At 59.0% G+C, this 17,242-nt stretch carries 19 protein-coding genes; 6 read left to right on the top strand and 13 right to left on the bottom strand.

Going from position 1 to position 17,242, the window contains the following annotated elements; genetic code table 11:
• Window positions 1-51 precede the first annotated feature (51 nt).
• A complete protein-coding gene (locus HV675_RS08155; RefSeq protein ID WP_175110372.1) occupies window positions 52-915 on the top strand; it encodes an SGNH/GDSL hydrolase family protein in 864 nt (287 codons plus the stop codon).
• 591 nt (window positions 916-1,506) lie between these two features.
• On the opposite strand, the gene HV675_RS08160 is transcribed toward HV675_RS08155, so the two are convergent.
• The 6 genes from HV675_RS08160 to HV675_RS08185 form a co-directional block, all read right to left on the bottom strand.
• Window positions 1,507-2,145, bottom strand: coding sequence for a hypothetical protein (locus HV675_RS08160; protein ID WP_175110373.1), 639 nt, complete (start codon window positions 2,143-2,145; stop codon window positions 1,507-1,509).
• A gap of 105 nt (window positions 2,146-2,250) precedes the next feature.
• Complete coding sequence (locus tag HV675_RS08165; protein ID WP_175110374.1) at window positions 2,251-5,055, bottom strand: transglycosylase SLT domain-containing protein; 2,805 nt, start codon at window positions 5,053-5,055, stop codon at window positions 2,251-2,253.
• On the bottom strand, window positions 5,055-5,414 hold the full coding sequence (locus tag HV675_RS08170; protein ID WP_175110375.1) for a hypothetical protein: 360 nt from the start codon (window positions 5,412-5,414) through the stop codon (window positions 5,055-5,057). Before HV675_RS08170 ends, HV675_RS08165 begins: the two co-directional genes overlap by 1 nt.
• On the bottom strand, window positions 5,411-5,866 hold the full coding sequence (locus HV675_RS08175; protein ID WP_175110376.1) for a hypothetical protein: 456 nt from the start codon (window positions 5,864-5,866) through the stop codon (window positions 5,411-5,413). Before HV675_RS08175 ends, HV675_RS08170 begins: the two co-directional genes overlap by 4 nt.
• A 76-nt stretch (window positions 5,867-5,942) precedes the next feature.
• Window positions 5,943-6,203, bottom strand: coding sequence for a hypothetical protein (locus HV675_RS08180; RefSeq protein WP_175110377.1), 261 nt, complete (start codon window positions 6,201-6,203; stop codon window positions 5,943-5,945).
• Between the two features lie 12 nt (window positions 6,204-6,215).
• Window positions 6,216-6,998, bottom strand: coding sequence for a hypothetical protein (locus HV675_RS08185; RefSeq protein ID WP_175110378.1), 783 nt, complete (start codon window positions 6,996-6,998; stop codon window positions 6,216-6,218).
• Between the two features lie 274 nt (window positions 6,999-7,272).
• On the opposite strand from HV675_RS08185, the gene HV675_RS08190 reads away from it, so the two are divergent.
• Window positions 7,273-8,202 (top strand): hypothetical protein, encoded by a 930-nt coding sequence (locus tag HV675_RS08190; RefSeq protein WP_175110379.1) that lies wholly within the window; start codon window positions 7,273-7,275, stop codon window positions 8,200-8,202.
• A gap of 21 nt (window positions 8,203-8,223) precedes the next feature.
• Here HV675_RS08190 and HV675_RS08195 read toward each other — a convergent pair whose 3' ends face one another.
• The 3 genes from HV675_RS08195 to HV675_RS08205 form a co-directional block, all read right to left on the bottom strand.
• Window positions 8,224-9,132 carry a DUF2971 domain-containing protein gene (locus tag HV675_RS08195; protein ID WP_175110380.1) on the bottom strand — a complete coding sequence of 303 codons (909 nt, stop codon included), beginning with the start codon at window positions 9,130-9,132 and terminating at the stop codon, window positions 8,224-8,226.
• 747 nt (window positions 9,133-9,879) lie between these two features.
• Window positions 9,880-10,113 carry a hypothetical protein gene (locus HV675_RS08200; protein ID WP_175110381.1) on the bottom strand — a complete coding sequence of 78 codons (234 nt, stop codon included), beginning with the start codon at window positions 10,111-10,113 and terminating at the stop codon, window positions 9,880-9,882.
• On the bottom strand, window positions 10,110-10,703 hold the full coding sequence (locus HV675_RS08205; RefSeq protein ID WP_175110382.1) for a hypothetical protein: 594 nt from the start codon (window positions 10,701-10,703) through the stop codon (window positions 10,110-10,112). Before HV675_RS08205 ends, HV675_RS08200 begins: the two co-directional genes overlap by 4 nt.
• Before the next feature lie 429 nt (window positions 10,704-11,132).
• Between HV675_RS08205 and HV675_RS08210 the strand changes: the two genes are divergently transcribed.
• The 4 genes from HV675_RS08210 (at window position 11,133) to HV675_RS08225 (ending at window position 13,639) form a co-directional block, all read left to right on the top strand.
• Window positions 11,133-11,447 carry a helix-turn-helix domain-containing protein gene (locus HV675_RS08210; RefSeq protein WP_175110383.1) on the top strand — a complete coding sequence of 105 codons (315 nt, stop codon included), beginning with the start codon at window positions 11,133-11,135 and terminating at the stop codon, window positions 11,445-11,447.
• Between the two features lie 109 nt (window positions 11,448-11,556).
• Window positions 11,557-12,330: a TIR domain-containing protein gene (locus HV675_RS08215; RefSeq protein WP_246270150.1), complete on the top strand. Its 774-nt coding sequence runs from the start codon at window positions 11,557-11,559 to the stop codon at window positions 12,328-12,330.
• A 93-nt stretch (window positions 12,331-12,423) separates the two neighbouring features.
• Window positions 12,424-13,113, top strand: coding sequence for a hypothetical protein (locus tag HV675_RS08220; RefSeq protein WP_175110384.1), 690 nt, complete (start codon window positions 12,424-12,426; stop codon window positions 13,111-13,113).
• 1 nt (window position 13,114) lies between these two features.
• Window positions 13,115-13,639, top strand: coding sequence for a hypothetical protein (locus HV675_RS08225; RefSeq protein ID WP_175110385.1), 525 nt, complete (start codon window positions 13,115-13,117; stop codon window positions 13,637-13,639).
• Window positions 13,640-13,680: 41 nt separating this feature from the next.
• Here HV675_RS08225 and HV675_RS08230 read toward each other — a convergent pair whose 3' ends face one another.
• The 4 genes from HV675_RS08230 to HV675_RS08245 form a co-directional block, all read right to left on the bottom strand.
• On the bottom strand, window positions 13,681-14,349 hold the full coding sequence (locus tag HV675_RS08230) for a hypothetical protein (protein WP_175110386.1): 669 nt from the start codon (window positions 14,347-14,349) through the stop codon (window positions 13,681-13,683).
• 83 nt (window positions 14,350-14,432) lie between these two features.
• Window positions 14,433-14,939 carry a hypothetical protein gene (locus HV675_RS08235; RefSeq protein ID WP_175110387.1) on the bottom strand — a complete coding sequence of 169 codons (507 nt, stop codon included), beginning with the start codon at window positions 14,937-14,939 and terminating at the stop codon, window positions 14,433-14,435.
• Window positions 14,940-15,142: 203 nt separating this feature from the next.
• Window positions 15,143-15,835, bottom strand: coding sequence for a hypothetical protein (locus HV675_RS08240; protein ID WP_175110388.1), 693 nt, complete (start codon window positions 15,833-15,835; stop codon window positions 15,143-15,145).
• A 175-nt stretch (window positions 15,836-16,010) separates the two neighbouring features.
• On the bottom strand, window positions 16,011-16,919 hold the full coding sequence (locus HV675_RS08245; RefSeq protein WP_175110389.1) for a hypothetical protein: 909 nt from the start codon (window positions 16,917-16,919) through the stop codon (window positions 16,011-16,013).
• Between the last annotated feature and the right edge of the window lie 323 nt (window positions 16,920-17,242).

A 17,242-nucleotide genomic window follows, 5' to 3' on the forward strand; every position in this document is an offset into this window, starting at 1 on the left:
GCCGATGTTTCGGGCGATCAAGTAATGACATTCGCATATTGAGGAAAATTAATGAAGACAGAAGTCGATATCATCACCGGGAATCAACAGGCAATCCAAGAGGAAATGGCTCGGCGCGAGGCTGAACATCAAGAAGAAGTGGCCCGTGCAACCCGACAACTTCCGGGGGGTGCGAAACCTCTGATTGGTTTAGCTGATGGCGATTCATGGTTCGATTACCCATTGCCACTGCCGGACCCAACAGACGTCCGGGATAGCTTGAGAGATATCGGCACCCCCCGTCCGATCATTCTCAAGCTGGCCTACGCCGGAGATGCAACCACCGCCCTGCTGGGTGTCACCAAAAGGAATCGCCTGATTGCAGCACTCAAGGACCCGAGGAATGGACCGATCGATTTCATAATGTTCTCAGGCGGCGGGGACGATCTTATTGGTGATCAGTTTCGCTTCTGGCTACGAGATGCTAACGTAGCACACGGGGATCCGCGCGGTGGCGTGAACCACGAGTTGCTCTCTGACGTCCTTGGTGTTGTATTGGCGGCATATGCCGACCTCGCACAAATTCGACAAAATTTCGCCCCCCAAGCTTTGCTGTTGGTTCATGCCTATGACTTTGCGATACCAAATGGCGTAGGCGTATGTTCGTTTGGGCCCTGGTTGAAACCATCTCTCAATGACAGGGGATGGACAAAATTAGCCGATGGCTCGGATATCGTCCGGCAAATACTTATAGAATTTAAGAAGCGTCTCTTGGCATTTTGCGCGACCACATCCAACGCAATATTCGTTGATACGCAAGGGACGCTTGCGCCGAACGAATGGGCGAATGAATTACATCCAACTCCCGAAGGATTTCGTAAAATCGCGGAAAAATTCCGCGCTGCCCTGTCTCACAAGTTGCCCGGCCGAATCTGATTTCCAATTGGCGTCGGTCGCGGTATGTCGGGAAGGTCGGCGGGGTGAAGTTGCAACGGACAAGTTCGGCGGCGATCAGGTCACCTGCGACGCATTCAATGCACACGCGGCAGCGCTCGTTGGCGCTATTCTGCACTTGTAGCCGGTATGAAATGGGGTGAATGACCGAAACACTGTGAGTTCCCACCATATGTCAACTCCGAGCGAGCGTCGCCTCATGGCCGACGGTCGAATGCGCGTCGCATGAACGTCCCCAAGAACCATTTCCTGCGTTGCAAAAACAGGCACTCATTGTGTTCATTGTTCGCCCAGCATCGGTCGAATAGAAAACCGTAGTTCCCAGCTCGTCCCGTACCGACTCAACTCCCAAAAATCCCGATTGTTCCGCTACTGCGTCAGCCATCGCGTCGGCCATATTTCCATATCCATTGTCTTCAGCGGTGCGGATAGATGTGAAGATCACTACCTAATACGTGGTAGATTTTGTTTTTGCGATGGACATCGTTGCCTCCTCTGCTCGACGGCATAGGACGATCGCGTTGTCGACGATTTGTGCTGTATGGTCGACGAACGCGACTCGCGGGAATTTAGTTAGGCCACCGCCTCACCCTGCCGCCCCCACCAACGCCGGACAGTCGGCGCGCGCCATGCCTGCGCGCAAAGTTCATCGACGCGCGCGGCGAAAGCAGTATCAGCATCCTCGAAGAACTCCACCGCGTCGTGCTCGTCGCGCAGAATCGCGACAACGACTTCATCGCGGCTTACCGCGTGCTCGATCGTCCGTTCGCGTACTTCGTCGTCCGCCAGATATTCGACCGTGTGAGCCGATAGCGGCGGATGCGTGATCGGCTTCGTGCCTTTCCGGTTGAAGCCTCGCAGGTACTCATACTCGCGATTTTGGCACGAGACGCACAGGTGTTTTTTGATCAGCCGCGACGCGGACTTGAGACAGCGCGCGCACACGAGCTTGCCGCGAAGTGGATGCAACTTCGACTCGTCAGCGCCGGCATGCGCCGCACCAAGCGGACAGCGCGCGCACGCGATGCGCGACTTGCCTCCATCCTCCAGCGCTTGCGCCATGCCGCCAGGGCACGCGCCGCGCATGTTCGCCTCGCGCCAGTTCCGCGCGCACGCGTCGATCGACAGGCACGCGCGCATGCGCTCGCAGGTGAAATGTCGAACGCCGGGAAGCAGGTCGGCGTACTCGAAATAGGCGATAGGGGCGTCCATTGTCCAATCGAGTCAAGTGGCGAAGACTCGATTGAACTGTCACGACACGAGTGGCGACGCGCCATCTCGACGCGCCGCACGTCTCTATGCGCCGTTCGCCGCCGCTCAGTTCGTACCCGCAGGCTGCGGCGGACCGACCTGCTTGCTAACGGCGATAGGCGCAGCCGCAGGCTTACCGTTCGGATAGTTCAAAGTGAATTCACCCGTGAAAACGTGCTGCTGCGGTTGCGGATTCGGAGAGGTAGCCGCGTCGCTCGGCATCTTGAAGTCGTACAAACCGCTCGCCTGAATCGACGGCAGGTACCTGTTCAGAACGGAATCCGCATACGCCTGCCCTTGCGCGCCGTCGGCGTTCTTCGGGCCCGCGTTGTAGGCGCCAAGCACATGTGCCTCCGATCCCTTGCCGCCCTGTTGGAGCACCATTCGTTCGAGCCGCGCGGAGTCGAGCGGGTCTTGCCAATCCGGGTCGCGCCCGTACAGTTTGCGGAACGCGGGCATGAGCTTTTCGAGGTTCGCGGAATTGATTTGGAACTCGCCGAGGTCAACTGTCCCATTCGGGTTCCGCGTTCCGACAGACCACGGCGTCAGACCGCTTTCCTGCATGCCGATCGCGGCGGACGTGCCGGGCGTCAGATGCAGCATGCTGTCCGTCTCGCCGAGGAAATCCCGCAGTTCCTTGTTCGCCTGCAGTCCCGCAATGCCGGTCGGCACCGATCCCGGCCGCGCGCGGCTCGCGTAGTCATCGGCCGCGATCGCGTCGAGCCCAGCGGTGCGCTCGTCGTTCGCGGCTTTCGTCACGGCCTGCAAGTTGTCATACGCGGCCTGTTGCCCCTTCGGATCAATCGGCCGGCCGAAGTCATCGACCGCGCTCGCGGCCGTCAGTTGGCCGCGCGCCTTCGAGATAGCGTCGTCGGCCTTGTCGTTGATCGTCTTGCGCTGGCCCGCGAGCACGGCATCGTGCAGTTGAGCGGGCGTCATCATGCCGCCGGCTTGCTTACCGACGAGCGCCAGCAACGCATCCGCCGAGGTCGACAGCAGCGGCACGGCCTTATCCGCGTAGCCTTGCAGCGCGTTTTGCACGCCCACGATGCTGTCTCGAACGTCGCTCCCTGGCGTCTTTTCCTGCGCTTGCGACGCCACCGCCCGGAACTGAGCGTCTTTCTGCGCAGGCGTCAGGTCGCCACTCGCGTCGATTTGCGCCAGCCGGCTAATGCCGGTCGCGTTGACTGAATTCAGCGAGATTCCAAGGCGCTGAAGTCGCTGAAGCGTGCTGTCAACGTTCTGCGGGCCTCCGCGACCATACATAAAGTCGAGCGCCATCGCCTGCGAATTGTTCAGGTGTAGCAGGTTCGATTCGGCGTTGACGCGCAACTCCGACATGACCCCGCCGCCCGCGTAGTTCCGTCGCAGTTGGCTCATGATCATCGACAGGTTGGTGCTCGTCGAGCCCGCCGCCATGCGCGGCACCGTCACGCCGTTGTCGCCTGCCCATTTCGAGAACAGTGAGCCAGCCCCGAATTCTTTAGCGCCCGTCCCGAACGCGCCTTGCTCCTGGAGGAGACGCGTTTGAATTGGATCAAGGTCGAGCCGCTGACCGAGCGCCGCGTAAAGAAAATTCTGCCCAGCCGCGCCCGCGCTGCCGCCGTTCGCAATCGCGCTGTTCGCGCGGTCGAGGATGCTCGCTGCGCCGGCCACGTCGAGCCCGGGAACGCCGGAGCTAACCAAGCCAGCAAGCGCGCCGCCATAGCCCGAAACGTTCGCAGCGGTCAGCCCGAGGCGCGTTTGCTGTTCGGCGTAGCTCCCAATCGCCTGAAGCACGCGGTCAGCCTGCGAAAAAGCGCCTGATTTCGCGATGGTGCTGCCGATGATCATGCCGAGCCGCTCGGAATCCTGCACGTTGTGCGTGATCCCTAGGCCGCGCATGCTCCCCATGAAACCGACCATCTGCGAAGGCTCGAGTCCGAAGCTTCGCGCGAGGCCGCCGCCGAATTGCACTTCTTGCGCGAGCTCGGTGTAATTCTTCTCCGACACGTTGCCGAGCTTCGCGAACGACTGGCCGAGCTTTTCCGATTCGTTGAACGTGACACCGATAGACCCGGCAGCAGCGCGCAACCCGTCTTTCAGCGCCTCGAAGCTCACATTGGTATCGCCCAAAGTGCGCTTCAAAGTGTCGTAACCGATGTCCTCCTGTTGCGCGTCGCCAATCTTCGCGCGCACGGCAGCAGCAGCCGCCGCCGCAGCCTTCGCCGCGAGCACACCGCCCACGATCAGGCCGGCTGGACCAAGGCCGCCTGCGGCAAAAGCCGCGCCGCCTGCCTCCATTGCGTCAGTAACGGCGGCGCCTGCAGCGCCACCGCCAGCCCGCACGACGCCGCCGAGTGTTTGCCGGCCGAAGCCGCGCCAGCCGCCCCATGAGCCGCCAGGGGAGCCTGGCCGATATCCACCGCTGCCACCATGCCGACCGCCGCCGCCACTGCGCGATGCGGGCGCGCCGCTATTGCCCCCGGGTGCGCTCGACTGCGACGGATACGGCGTTGCCGGTGCGGGCTGCGCGAACGACGCGCCAGTACCGGCTGTAACCTTGGCAAACGCACCGAATCGCGCCGCCTCGCGCGCAATGGAGTTGCCGATGATCTTCGACCAGTCGAGGTCAAAGAATTGGCGGTCACCCTGCCCGCTCTTGGCGATCGCGTCGCGGATGTTAGGCGCACCCCGTTTGAGCGCTTCGAATTGCTTCGTGACGCGCTCAAGATCCTGCGCCGTCGCCTTTGCGATAGGCTGGAACTGGACGCGGTTCGCCTGCGCGATAGCCTGCCCAACGCCATTAATCTTTTGCTTGAGCGCGTCAAGCTGCGCGTCGAGGTCTTGCGCATTCAGTTGCGCGGACACTCCAATTTTTACGTCAGGCATTACACACCCTTAAAGAAAATGATGCGCCGTGCGGCACGTGAGCGGCGCGGCGCGAGAGCCATGCGCAATGGCTTTCCGGCGCACTGGCGGGCTTGCCGCTCCGCGTGCAACTCGTCACACAGCCGATCAAACGCGCTGCGCGCCGGCCGACGCATCGCGCGATCGACAGCAGCGGCAATCAGCGCCTTCGCAAGCGGCGTTTGCTCCGGCCTATCGACGCCGGCAAGCGCGCCGCCGTGCTCGCGGTACTCCGTCATAGGCTCCGCGAACCAGCCGCATTGCGCATCGACAATCAGCGTCGACGGCGCGACGCTCACCCGCACCGTCACGCCGTCGCGCTTCAAGCGGATCGTCTTCACTTTGCCGTGCCCTTGACGCGCGCCACAATGTCAGCGGGCACGGGCAATTCCATTTCCATCGCCCTGCTGGCGCGCTGCATGTCGCCAGGTCGCAAAGCGCGGCGGTGATCGGCATCGATCAGTTCGCGAATCGAAATGACCGGCGCGTAGATCGCTCCAAAGTCCTGTCCCCTGCCGCGCGCGCCACGCTTCACAGTATCGAGCGCTGCGGCCGCAAGCCGCTGATCGTCCGCCGCACCCTTCGCGACGCGGTGCGCGTGCAGCACGTCGCCGGGCCGCGCGGGCATGGCTTTAAAGAAAACAGCCCGCGCGCCTTGCTTGCGTTGCGCGGCTTTCAGGTCTTCTACAAGGTGTTGGAAGGCATCCATTTTTTCAGTCTCGTGTGTGCGCTGTCGCGCGATGGTTTCAATGCTGTTTTCACGACATGAGCGCCGCAACTGCACTGCGAGCACGAGCGGGAAAAAAGCCCAGCGCGCGGTCTAATTCGCGCCGGGCAAAGCGCCAGTAAAGGCGCGGGTAGAGCCCTTCTCAGGGCGAAGACTTTTCAGCAGTCGCACGCGATTCGGCAGTCGCGGCGAGTAGCGCCATGCATGCGGCGAGGCACTGCGCGTCGCCGGCAAGTGCTCGCTGCACCGCGAGGCGCGTCAGCGTGCCGCCGTGCTTCGCGAGCTCAAGCGCCACGTCGCGCCGCGCGCGGTCGATCGATGGCGGGCGCCCGGCCGGGTTCGGGCTCCGGCGCGGCGGGAACGGCAAGCCCGGGTTATCCGTTTTGTTGAATGGTTTCGGCATGCCGTGCCTCGTTCACAGTTGATTCGTGCGCAGGAACCGATCGAATTCCGTCGAGCGCATATACAGACCCGCCGGCCCGCGCGAGCCCGATTCCGCGCACACCGCGCGAATGGCGTCCATGTAGGCGAGCTCGGCAGCGCGCGCGCGTTCCCACACAATGCGCTTACGGATTTCGATTTCGAGCGCCTGCATTTTCTGCAGCGCGCGCGGGCGGTTTTCGATCATATGCGCGGGGACAGTGACCGCCTGCGCAGCAGCATCGGCATGCCCGTAGGCCGCGTTCAGCACCATCAAATCAGCGCGGATGGTTTCCGATTCGGCGGCGTCGCGCGGAACCGCCTGATCGGTCAAGCGAAGCTGTTGAAGCGCGTTGGCGCGAGCGTTCAAGAGGTCGATGCGCGTCGCGATATTCATTGCCGCCTGATAAGCAGCGTGGCGTGCGGTTTTCACTTCGGCGATGTCCGCATCGAAGCGCACAACGTCGTGCGCCGCCAGCGCAAGATTTTTGGCGTCGTTCTCGCCGACTTCGAACCCTGCGTCGGTCAAGCGCAGCAGCGCAGCCGTCGCCAGTTCCGAAGCGGCGCGGACGGCTTCCATCTCGAATTGCCTACGTTGCTCGTCAGCAGCGGCCTGTGCTGACGCCTGTTCGGCTTCCTGCGCGGCCTGTTCGCGTTTGTCGAGCGCAGCGAGCTTTTCGCGCGTCTTGCTCGTGTTGCCGCCAGCAAGCGCAATCGCGGTCAGTTCGTCGTTGAGGAGAGCGCGTTGCGCGTCGAAATTTTCGGTGTGAGTCGTCATTGCAGCGGTCCCAAGGAATTGAGTTTCGTAGGTAACTACGCTGATACCTTCGCTGATAATCCAAGGTAACTAGCGTCACCCACCATGAGACCGTCACGACCATTTCGAGGGAAGCACCGGCACGCGCAAACTCGTTGCGCGCGCAATCGTGCGGCGCGGCGCTCGACTGGCGCCCGGAACGAAAAGCCTGCACGGCAGACCGCGTTCCGCGCGTCAATTCCACTCGGGGAAGTAGATGTATGCTTGTCGAACCACTATGTGCGGGGAAGACACAATGGCATCCGACGGCAAAAGTTTGGAAGCGCTCGTCGCGTTCGTAGAGGAAACGTTGCTTCCCGAGGGGTTTGAGGTAAAGACAAACTCCCGGGTATTTAACGACGAGGGGGTGCAAATCGCCGAGTTCGACGTCGAAGTCCGGGGAAAAGTCGGCTCAACGGCAATTACTTGGCTGATCGAATGCCGCGATCGTCCAACTAGCGGACCGGCGTCCGCCGCCTGGATAGAACAATTGCTGGGAAGGCGTATGCGATTCGGCTTCAACAAGGTGACGGCGGTATCGACGACCGGATTCGCAGTCGGCGCCGTGGAGTTCGCGATTGCTCAGGGTATTGAAATTCGTGAAGTAAAGGCTTTGGAACCAGAACACTTTAAAGACTGGCTCGTCATCGATCATGTTACGCAGGTCGGGCGCACAGCGAATCTACTCCATGCCGCGCTACTCATTGACGACTCGGAGCCAGAGGAGAGACAGCAAGAACTGCTCCGCTTCCTGTCCGGCGTTTCAGGCAACGATCCATTCCTGAAGTCATCGAAGACTGGTGAAGTCGTAACTCCTGCGACCGCGTTCGCAGGTGCAGTCAACGGTGTCGACGGTATTTTTGATTCGCTCAGTCCGGGTACACCCAAGCGACTAGGTTTGCATGCGACCTATCTCCCCGACGACCACTACATTGTGGAGTGCGCGAGCGGCCCAATGCGGATAAGCGCAATCGTCTTCAATGGCGAACTTAGCGTTACGGAAACTAAGGTGCCTCTCTTAAACACGACCGAGTATCGGCAAGCAAATACTAAAGACGTAATCTCGCAAGTGGCATCTTTCGCCCCGCAAGCCATCCACGGCATGAAGTTCGCAACGGAGTTCCACAAGATGGCGGACACCGGCGAGACTCATATTATTTTGCGGCGGCTGCCAGACGATGCATAGCAGTTCTGGACTCAGGATTTTCTACGGCGCTCGTCCATCCTTCGAGCGCGCCGCGACGCTCTTTACATGCGTACTTGGCCGCCCCTTCCAATCACGCGGTAGCGGACCATCAGCCGTGAAGATGCCCGTACCAAAATGCTTCGACGAAAGCTTCGCCTGCCATTCGTACAACGGCGGATGACCAGCCTCCACCCGCGTTGCAATGAGGCCGCGCACACGATCGATCGTATCGGCCTCGCACCTTGCACCGTAAATCACCCCGACTAGGGCTTGGGGGCGAATCGTCATCGAAACTCCCGCACGATTCCGCTCGAACGCCCGCCACTCCTCCTCATACAACCATTCACGCGACTTCGTTAGAAAAGGCTGTACGGCCCATTCATCTTTGAGGGTGTCGGTCACCCAGTTGACAGTGAGCAGATTGTCCGAGTATCGGACCGGGAATACCTCTACGAACGCTGGGTCGCTAGGTAAATAGAACTGCAAACAGATACCTTTGTGCTCGTTCGCATAGTGAGCCCACATGAGAAGGCTTCGCGGGTTCTCCGTAAACGAATAGATGCCGATACGATCAGCAACCTGATCAAAGCTCAATTGCGCATGCTTCGCCGCTTCCAAGGGGTCAAAGAATACTCTTGCCAACGCTTCGCGCTGTTTTAGCGAGGCATGGTTGTCCTTCATCAGCTTTTGAAACCGCGCTCGCTTCTGAGCACCGGTACCCTCATACAGCATGTGACAACGGGCGTCGAACGGATCATTGAACTGGTCGCGGCTTGCAAAGTAGAGCTCGTTGTGCACAATCAGCCGATCCAGAAATATCTCGTTTCCGGTCCTATATTTATAGAGGAAAGCCGGGTATGGATTCCACGTCTGTTGCCTCGTCAACAAGTGGCGGCGCTTGCGTTCTGGCTCAGGCAGTAATTTACTCATGCGCATGGATGCTATCTGTCCACGATTTCAACAGGCGTGATTAGGCCGGCGGACATACATTATCCCGCCGGAGATACGGCTTCACCAAACGCCGGACGAGCAATACCCCTGCAGCTTAAAAAGCCGCATACAACCGCAGGTTTATATTGACAAGCCGCGTTACGGTGTTAGATTTGAACCATCGGTTTAGCTGTCTAAACACCTGCCTCGACTTCAGTGAGGGTCGAAAGCAGCGAAGGCGTACAGAACCGCCATCATGGCGTACAGCCATGACAGAACGACGTAGTAGTGAATCATCTTTGTTCTCTAAACGAAGGTTGACGAACGGCCCGCCTGCAAGTTTTCGAGACAGACGGCGGGCCGATTTTTTCGAGGATCGTTTGCACTCCCCTCGAAAATCATCCTAAACCCTTTTAAATTTTTTTTCACGAACTACGTTAAGAAAACGCGGCGCAGCGAATACGGGGAAGCTTCACTTGTAGATGCCGTTTCGGTTACCTACAATCTCTGGCCTCTGGAAAGCCTTATATCGCTTGATCCCGCGCCGCACAAACCGCCCTCTAAGCGCGATTTCCAGTTCGTGCAGCACAACGACACGTCGTTGCCGTTACTGGGGTTGATGATATACACCGGGATGCGCACGGAACCACGTGACCCGCCGCGTCGATCGAATCTGCACCCTGTCAGCGTCGATCACGGATAGCTCCAGAGAGCGGCCGGCAAGCGCTGGTCAGGCCACACGCAACGCTACTCTGCAAGCCGTCGCTCAATGTCGTCGACCATTTCGCGCAGCATGCCGCGCGCGCTCTCATCAAATGAGGCTCGCCGGCCATTTTGTGCGTCTACACGCTTGCGCAAGCTCGCAATATCGCGCCGCATGCGCTGCGCCAGCTTCGTGTGGCCGGCGGATTCCAGCAGCGTGGCGTCCGCCTCCATCGTTGCAAGCCCTTCGGCCACCAGTCCATTCAAGTCGCCGCTCAATTTGCATCCTCTGTCTCAGTGCGATTAAACATGTAGCGTTCGCGGTTGCGGAATCGCTCGTCGGCCTCCCTCAGTTTCGCTATGAGCCGGCCCGCCAGTTCCTTGTCTTCGGCCTCCGCCAGCACGTCGCCGAGCACGCGCCCGATTTCCTGGTATTGATCGCGCACGCGCTCCGTATTCCATGCCGCCTCCTCATAACGCACGACGACGGCAGATGTCGACGCCATCGCGGCCATTGCGTACTTGAGCAGCATGGGATTTTTCACGCGCGAACGCCGGCCGGTTGCCGGATCGACCGGCCACGCGGCGTCGAACAACGCGGCGGCGCCTGCGTCCATCATCGCGATACGCTGATCGAAGCCGAACGACCGCATCGCGACGAGCGGGATCGACGGCGTGTGCGCGGGTATGCCGGCACCGGCCGCGCTGGCGAACGCCGTCTCCGCCAGGTCACCGCGCGGCCCGGCATCGAGCCGCACCAGTCGGCACCAGCCGTCCCACGTCGGCTTTGCAACGTCTGGAAAGAGCTTTCGAGCGGCCCGCTGGCCGTCGACCGTGCCGAGGCGCGCGACGTGTTCGCGGATCGCCATAAGGGCTTCGGCTCGCTGTGGATGGACTTCGCGGGGCATGGCATGCGCATGTGATGTAATGCATGCAGTATCGGGTCACGACGACGACACACCCACCAGTAAAGGCGGAGTGCGCAATTCACCATTACATGCGGCTTGTTTAAGGCCGCCCTCTGGGCCGGCCATCCCCCGCCCGCCTACGACCAAAATCCGTCGCCGCCACGCGTTCCGCGCTCACGCCGCGCGTCGATCGAGTCCATCACCACTATTGCCGCCAGCGCGATTGCGAATGCCGCCCCCACCCCCGCGACCACGATAACGCCCGCGTCAAGCCAGAACCCCGCCATATTGTTGTGCCCTACCTATACTTGATCAAATTCAATATTACCAAATCGGTAAGGACGTGACCACACGCCATCGGGACCATCGCCGTTCAAAGCGAGGGGTTCCATGTCCAATTTCGGAAAGCGATTGAGAGAAGCGCGACTGCGCGCGGGCCTGTCCGGCCAAGCGGTGGGCGTTCGCATCGGCGTCGACGAGACGGCGGCAGCGACGCGCATCAGCCGCTATGAAACCGGCGACCGCGCGCCCGCACACGAGATTGCCGCGCTACTCGCCGATGCGCTCGGTGTGCCTGCCGCGTACCTTTACGCCGACGACGACACCACCGCGCGGCTGTTGCTCGCGCTCGGCCGGCTGCGCGCGAAGGATCGCACCCGCGTGGTCGAATTCGCCGAAGCGCTGGCGGACACGCGACCGCGTTGATCGAATTTGATAGGCACCGATATACTTTCGGCGTCCGCCGCGCGCGACGGAATCATTACGCATACACCGCAGCGACCGACGTTCGGGACAGGCTATCCGGGGAGAAATCGTGGCATCGGTAACGGCAACAATGGCGAAGATCGCCGGGCTCAAGAAGGCTATCGAGAGGATGCTAGAGGCAAACAATGCAAGAAGGTTGCCAATCCAACAATTCTCGCAGAGGGATGTGGCAGCGTACTTCGTTGGAGCAGCAAATGTGATTGAAGACCTACGGGAAGCACTACCGGACTTGTATGGGGACTTCCCGGCCATAAAAGAAGAGCCTGCGTGCGAAATAAAAACGCATGCCAACGGGGTTGCTATTCCCAATTACTACTACCGCGCCCAGCTTGATCGCCTTGCCCGGCACATAGACCAAGCGCTAGAGATTCGCGCGAACAGCGAACTAGCCGCGCCTGCCGCCGAAGCGCCGCGCAAAGTCTTCATCAGCCACGGGCGTGCGAAAGACTGGTACGAGGTGCAGGCGTTCATCGAGCGCGACCTGAAAATCGCGACGCTCGAACTCGCGCAGGAACCGAACAAAGGATTGACCGTTCTGGGAAAGCTGGCTGAGGCAGCCGACCAGTGCGACTCTGCCGTTATCGTCATGACCGGCGACGACACCGATGCAAGCGGCCAGATCCGCGCGCGAGAGAACGTCATGCACGAAATCGGATACTTCCAAGGCAAGTACGGCCTCGCGCGCGTTGTTCTGCTACACGAGGAAGGCGTAAACGTTCCGACCAACATTCAGGGGCTCGTCTATATCCCGTTTCCCAAGGAATTCATTCAGGCGGTCCAAGGTCCGCTGATGCGCGAACTGGTTGTGATCTATGGTCACTGAAACCCAGCGCGCGAAGCACGTTTGCATATTGCCCGTCACGGCCGCGCGCGATAACGTCGCGAGCACCTAGCGCTGTCTGACAGGATCGGGACGATGGGGCGTCTGTACAAGTATTTCGATAAACGACAATGGGCGGAGGCGTTCCTTGATGGAAAGCTCCTGTTTCGCACGCTGGCATACTTTCGAGACTACGAAGACAACAACGTTCGTGGCGATGAGAGGGAAGGAACGGCCGCCTATCGACCGAATGGGGGCCTGCTGATCAACAATATCACTCAGGGTACGACATTTCGCCTTCCAGATCACGCGTTCGAATCATCCGCCAAACAGGACGAGATTTTCGTCTGCTGCCTGAGCAGATCGCTCACGGACGAATTACGCCGAGAATTCAAAGCAGTGGCTTGCGTCGAAATTCTCGACGTTCCGGCGTTCTGCTCTCGAGTCACAGCGGCATTGCCAGCAGCAACAACGTTCCCGGGCGCCCCAGGTAAGACAAAAATTGGTTGGCGGGTCGACTATTACGACGAGTCTAAACCAGCAAACCCACGTTGGGCACTGCCAGATCAAATCGCCATCGCGAAACCGAAAAACTACGCTCGGCAGGATGAATTCAGGCTCGTGTTCTCAAGTACAGATGCGTTTGCATTTGAGAATGTGGCCGTTCGCATAGCACACGCCAGCACAAAGAACGCTGCTAGGCCGGACGTGCATCACCCGTGTCATGTGACGGCAGAGAGCATGCGAGATATCTGCAGGCTGCGAGAGTTCAGCGACGATGGTTAAAATGAAAAACGGTGATTTACGCGAAATGCGCAACGCGACGGACCTCGAATCGATCGTACGAACCATCGGTCACGGGCTCATAGCCTTCGACGGTTGCACTTCAGTCGGAAAGACGACGCTAATGAAGAAACTCGCGGGCCGGCTGAAATGCCCTGCGATAGATCTCGATCCGTACCTCAACCGTCAGCGCGGCGAGTTCGTCAACGAACTGCGACTACCAGAGGTCGCAAGCGCTATCGAACAGGCGCACCAGCAGTCGCCTATCGCGCTAATCGCTGGGATATGCATGCGCGAGGTTCTTGACCGCCTGCAGCTCACCGCCGCTGTGCACATCTATGTGCAACTCAATTCCCCAATGGGAATACCTAGCAACCTCAACATCATGGACCGAGAGGACGGGCACCAGATAGATGACACGTATGGGAAACTTTTGAGTGAGACAGACTGGGAAATCGCTGCCTACCATGAGCGCTATCGTCCCCGTAGCAATGCCGATGTCATTTATGTCAGGACGAGCGGGGATTGACGCGCCGGAGCGGTCGACGGCAGGGCCGCGTGATCGGCCTGTTAGGACTCGAATTGCTTCGTCGCCTGCGCAGCCACGTTGCCAATCTTCAACAGATCATCGCGATAGCCTACCGCAAACGCTTTCATGTCGGCCGGGTATCGCGTGTTCGGATGATCGGCAACCCACGTCGGATACAGGAAATCCGCGTAGTAGAAGTACGCCGCTTCGAGCGCCGCATCAAACGAAGGGAAGTTATCCAGCGTAGCGGTGAGGTCATGGTGTGCCGCCAACTGATCCCGATACTCTTTCATTTCTGTGTGATAGGCGTCCCACTCGTCCGCGCTCCTGCCCACGGCAGCATGTAGCCCTTTCCGAAAGTCATCATGCCTGTTGCTCGGCACGAGCTTCGTCCAGTGCGTGTCATCATGGTAGTTACCGAACACTTTGCACCACTCGATCAGTCCGTAGTCAAGTGAGGCTCCCTGCATGATGCGCCAGAAGTCCACGCGCGTATTCGGCAGCACCTCGTGCAATACCCGCTTGAGCATGACGAGCCTCACGAAGGCCCAAACTATCTGGATATGCGTTTCGACCGGATGCGGTTGTGGTTGTGGCATCGCGAACTCCGGCTGACCGAGCCCGCAAAATGGCGCGGACGAAAAGACCCCGCACACATGAATCGTGCAGGGCATGGACGAGCGCCCGGCGCTCCAGCCGAGCCATTTCAATTTAGATCACCGCAGGCCGATCGGGAAGGTTCGATAACCGCGCGCACGCCGCCGACGGGCGCCGACAGGGTGAAGCAAACTGACTACTCCGCACCCTTCACTCTTAGGAGTTCGGTCGTCATCAATTCGGCGGCACGTCCGAGGGTATCGCGTAGCGCGACCAAACGCGGTGACCAGTCTTCCTCGAAACCATGGCCGTCTAGGAAGATGTACCCCACGCTGTCGGATACAGCCGTTTGTGCCATAAGAATCGCTCTTGCCGTCTCCGCCGTGGGTGCTTGTTCAGGGCGAATCACGCTCACGATATTCATAGCTACCCTGACGTTAGTAACTTGGACAGGATTGGGGACTTTTACTCGGCCAACCATGGGCAGCATGTTCACATGGTTCCAGTACTCTTGCGCTGCACGCGCGGCACCCGCGATCATGACCTCAACAACACCGACCCGATCGCAAAGGTTCTGTCGGCGCGCCTGTTGATCGCGATCAGCTTGTCTGGAGGCGATATTCGTCGCCGCCCTGATCGCCCACACCGATCCTATCGCCTGCACTACGGCAGCGGCGGTTTGTATGTAGCCAGGAGTATCCATTCGCATTTCCCCGCTTCGGTTGTCGACGCGCTGCCGTTGGAACGGCTCGGATCGCACGTCATCCGGCCGCGCTGCCTCGACCCGGAATATTCTAGGATTTGCAGTGCCATTGGCGCCGTAATACGAGCTCAGCGCCACCTGGTCACCCGTCAATCGCCAGCACGGTAGCCGCACTCGATTGCGCCTCAGCAGACGATGTAGCCCTACTCACCCCATGAACCGTCGCCGACCGGATTTTTAAACTCGTGGGGCCAGCGATGATTCGTTAGAGACATTGAAATCAATTGGCATTGTTGAGATATCTGATGAAGCAAAGGAGGAAGCTCTTGCAGCACAAATGCTGCTCTTTTTGCAGACTCCTTTCGAATCGACTCATCTTTCAGTGCAACGGGTTGAGCAGCCATTCCTTCAAGGATCTTGATCGAACTATGCAGCCGATCATGCGCCCCAGCAAGCTTATACGCGCAGCGGTTTGGAAGAGGGATAAGCGCAATTCGATCCTCATGGCTGCCAATATCCAAAGACCTCAGTCTTCGAACGGCCTCTTCAAAACGTCCCGGGGGGCCGTCATTTCTTTCCATACTTGAGAACTGGTTATAGATATTCTGCGTTTCACCATTAGCGATCGCAAGTCTGAAAGTTAAACTTGAGGCCGTGAGTTTCGCCACTGCCAGAGCTTCGCGGCGGCGACGCCTATCTTCGCGCGTTGCGAGATACAGCGCGGCAAAAACAGCACCGATCGTTCCAACAGCAGTTGCCCACGAAGCCCATTCTTCCGACGTTCCAGGCGTATGTACCAGTGCCACCGCCAGTACCAGTCCGAGCGCAAAGCCACCACCTACCAGTACCATGTCAAGCCAACTTTCACCTTGTCTGTCGTGGGTCTTTTTCGTCATTCCCCTCCTCCGAAATTTAAAGCGATCTAGGAATGCAGTCGTCCACAAAGGTGCGGTACCTGCTTGAGATAGCGCCGTCTGACGAATCCGCAGCTTGAATCGAACGGCTCGACGCAGACATGCGTCGCTCCTACGGTTACACAGCGCTCGGCACCAATACAAACGCGCAACGCGGTCAGAAAAGAGGTTCCTTGGACAGATCAGACTGCACGACCGTAAATGTTCGGCCGAACCGAGCGATGGTTGCAGCAACAACGTCCGCAAACCACGCCGGTGCAGAAGGCGCAATATAAACCGCTTCGATTAGCGCGTCCAAGTCAACCCGAATGGACACGCCACCCTCATTCCAAGGCTCCACTGCTCGTCCATGAGCGGTCGAATCCGCTTGAACAACGGCCCTCAATTCCTTTTCGTGTTCGAAGCTTTTGCGTTTGTGCAGATACGGCGAGAACAAATTCCCGAAATGGGGAAAGCTTTCGGTTTCGTAATCAATATACTCAACGACGCCAATCAACACTTGACTCTCGCTTTCTCGAACAGAATCGCATAGACGCGCATACGTGGACGCCACCGCAATTCCCTCATCGCTTTTCAGGTATAGCGACCACATTGCAGCCGAGTCGCGCTCATTTCGGTGCCAACAGTTTGTTGCCGTCCGTTCTCGCGCCTGCCGTCTGACCCCCGATATTGCCGCAAGACCGTCACGCATGTTCTTCACGAAGTGCGCATTGTCCTCAAATTCGCGCGCTATCTCTTCGCCGCGCTCCTCGAAACGGCGAATAGTCGATGCCGTGTATGAACCCTCGAACGGGTCCGATAGCTTGTCTGCACGACAGAAAAAGAGCGACTGTGTATGCAGCATGGATACAAGTTTAGTGAAGTCCATGTAGCGCCAGATTCTCTCGCCCGCATTGGCCGGCGCCCGAAAGAGAGCGTGTTGCCCGTGCATTGGATATCCCCGTCCGTTTTTGTCATGTGCGGATTTTGCCACCGATCGATGTCCGGTCCACAAACTGCCCGCCGATGGTCCCCGACAGGGGTTCGGCGATATGAAATCGCCGTAATTGCTGTAATCGTTGATCAAAAATATCTCGATTACGCGCAAAGCCTTACCGGACAAGGCTCTCAGAGGTCGTAATCATGTAATCGCCAAAACCGCCTACTGCCGGGCCTAAAAATTACATAGGGCAGGGGTACCCTACCAACCCTCACCCTAGTGCTTTTGATTTTTTTCATTCCATAAATAGGAGAAAGACGATTACATGATTACACTCCCCGCAAAGCCTTGCTGGATAAGGCTGTGCATGTAATCGACCTCGCGATTACGCGTGATTACGCTGATTACACACGCGAGCAGCGTCTGGCGTCCACCGCCCCTGCACCCAGCGCCGGGCACAAAAAAGCCCG

Source organism: Paraburkholderia solisilvae (assembly GCF_902859875.1).
GTDB lineage: Bacteria > Pseudomonadota > Gammaproteobacteria > Burkholderiales > Burkholderiaceae > Paraburkholderia > Paraburkholderia solisilvae.

Excerpts from the sequence above, each read along its gene's own strand:
- HV675_RS08190 (WP_175110379.1), top strand. The coding sequence starts at position 7,273 with ATGGCATCCGACGGCAAAAGTTTGGAAGCGCTCGTCGCGTTCGTAGAG.
- HV675_RS08205 (WP_175110382.1), bottom strand. The coding sequence starts at position 10,703 with ATGGCGATCCGCGAACACGTCGCGCGCCTCGGCACGGTCGACGGCCAG.
- HV675_RS08220 (WP_175110384.1), top strand. The coding sequence starts at position 12,424 with ATGGGGCGTCTGTACAAGTATTTCGATAAACGACAATGGGCGGAGGCG.
- HV675_RS08155 (WP_175110372.1), top strand. The coding sequence starts at position 52 with ATGAAGACAGAAGTCGATATCATCACCGGGAATCAACAGGCAATCCAA.
- HV675_RS08160 (WP_175110373.1), bottom strand. The coding sequence starts at position 2,145 with ATGGACGCCCCTATCGCCTATTTCGAGTACGCCGACCTGCTTCCCGGC.
- HV675_RS08165 (WP_175110374.1), bottom strand. The coding sequence starts at position 5,055 with ATGCCTGACGTAAAAATTGGAGTGTCCGCGCAACTGAATGCGCAAGAC.
- HV675_RS08210 (WP_175110383.1), top strand. The coding sequence starts at position 11,133 with ATGTCCAATTTCGGAAAGCGATTGAGAGAAGCGCGACTGCGCGCGGGC.
- HV675_RS08180 (WP_175110377.1), bottom strand. The coding sequence starts at position 6,203 with ATGCCGAAACCATTCAACAAAACGGATAACCCGGGCTTGCCGTTCCCG.
- HV675_RS08235 (WP_175110387.1), bottom strand. The coding sequence starts at position 14,939 with ATGGATACTCCTGGCTACATACAAACCGCCGCTGCCGTAGTGCAGGCG.
- HV675_RS08185 (WP_175110378.1), bottom strand. The coding sequence starts at position 6,998 with ATGACGACTCACACCGAAAATTTCGACGCGCAACGCGCTCTCCTCAAC.
- HV675_RS08195 (WP_175110380.1), bottom strand. The coding sequence starts at position 9,132 with ATGAGTAAATTACTGCCTGAGCCAGAACGCAAGCGCCGCCACTTGTTG.
- HV675_RS08225 (WP_175110385.1), top strand. The coding sequence starts at position 13,115 with ATGAAAAACGGTGATTTACGCGAAATGCGCAACGCGACGGACCTCGAA.
- HV675_RS08240 (WP_175110388.1), bottom strand. The coding sequence starts at position 15,835 with ATGACGAAAAAGACCCACGACAGACAAGGTGAAAGTTGGCTTGACATG.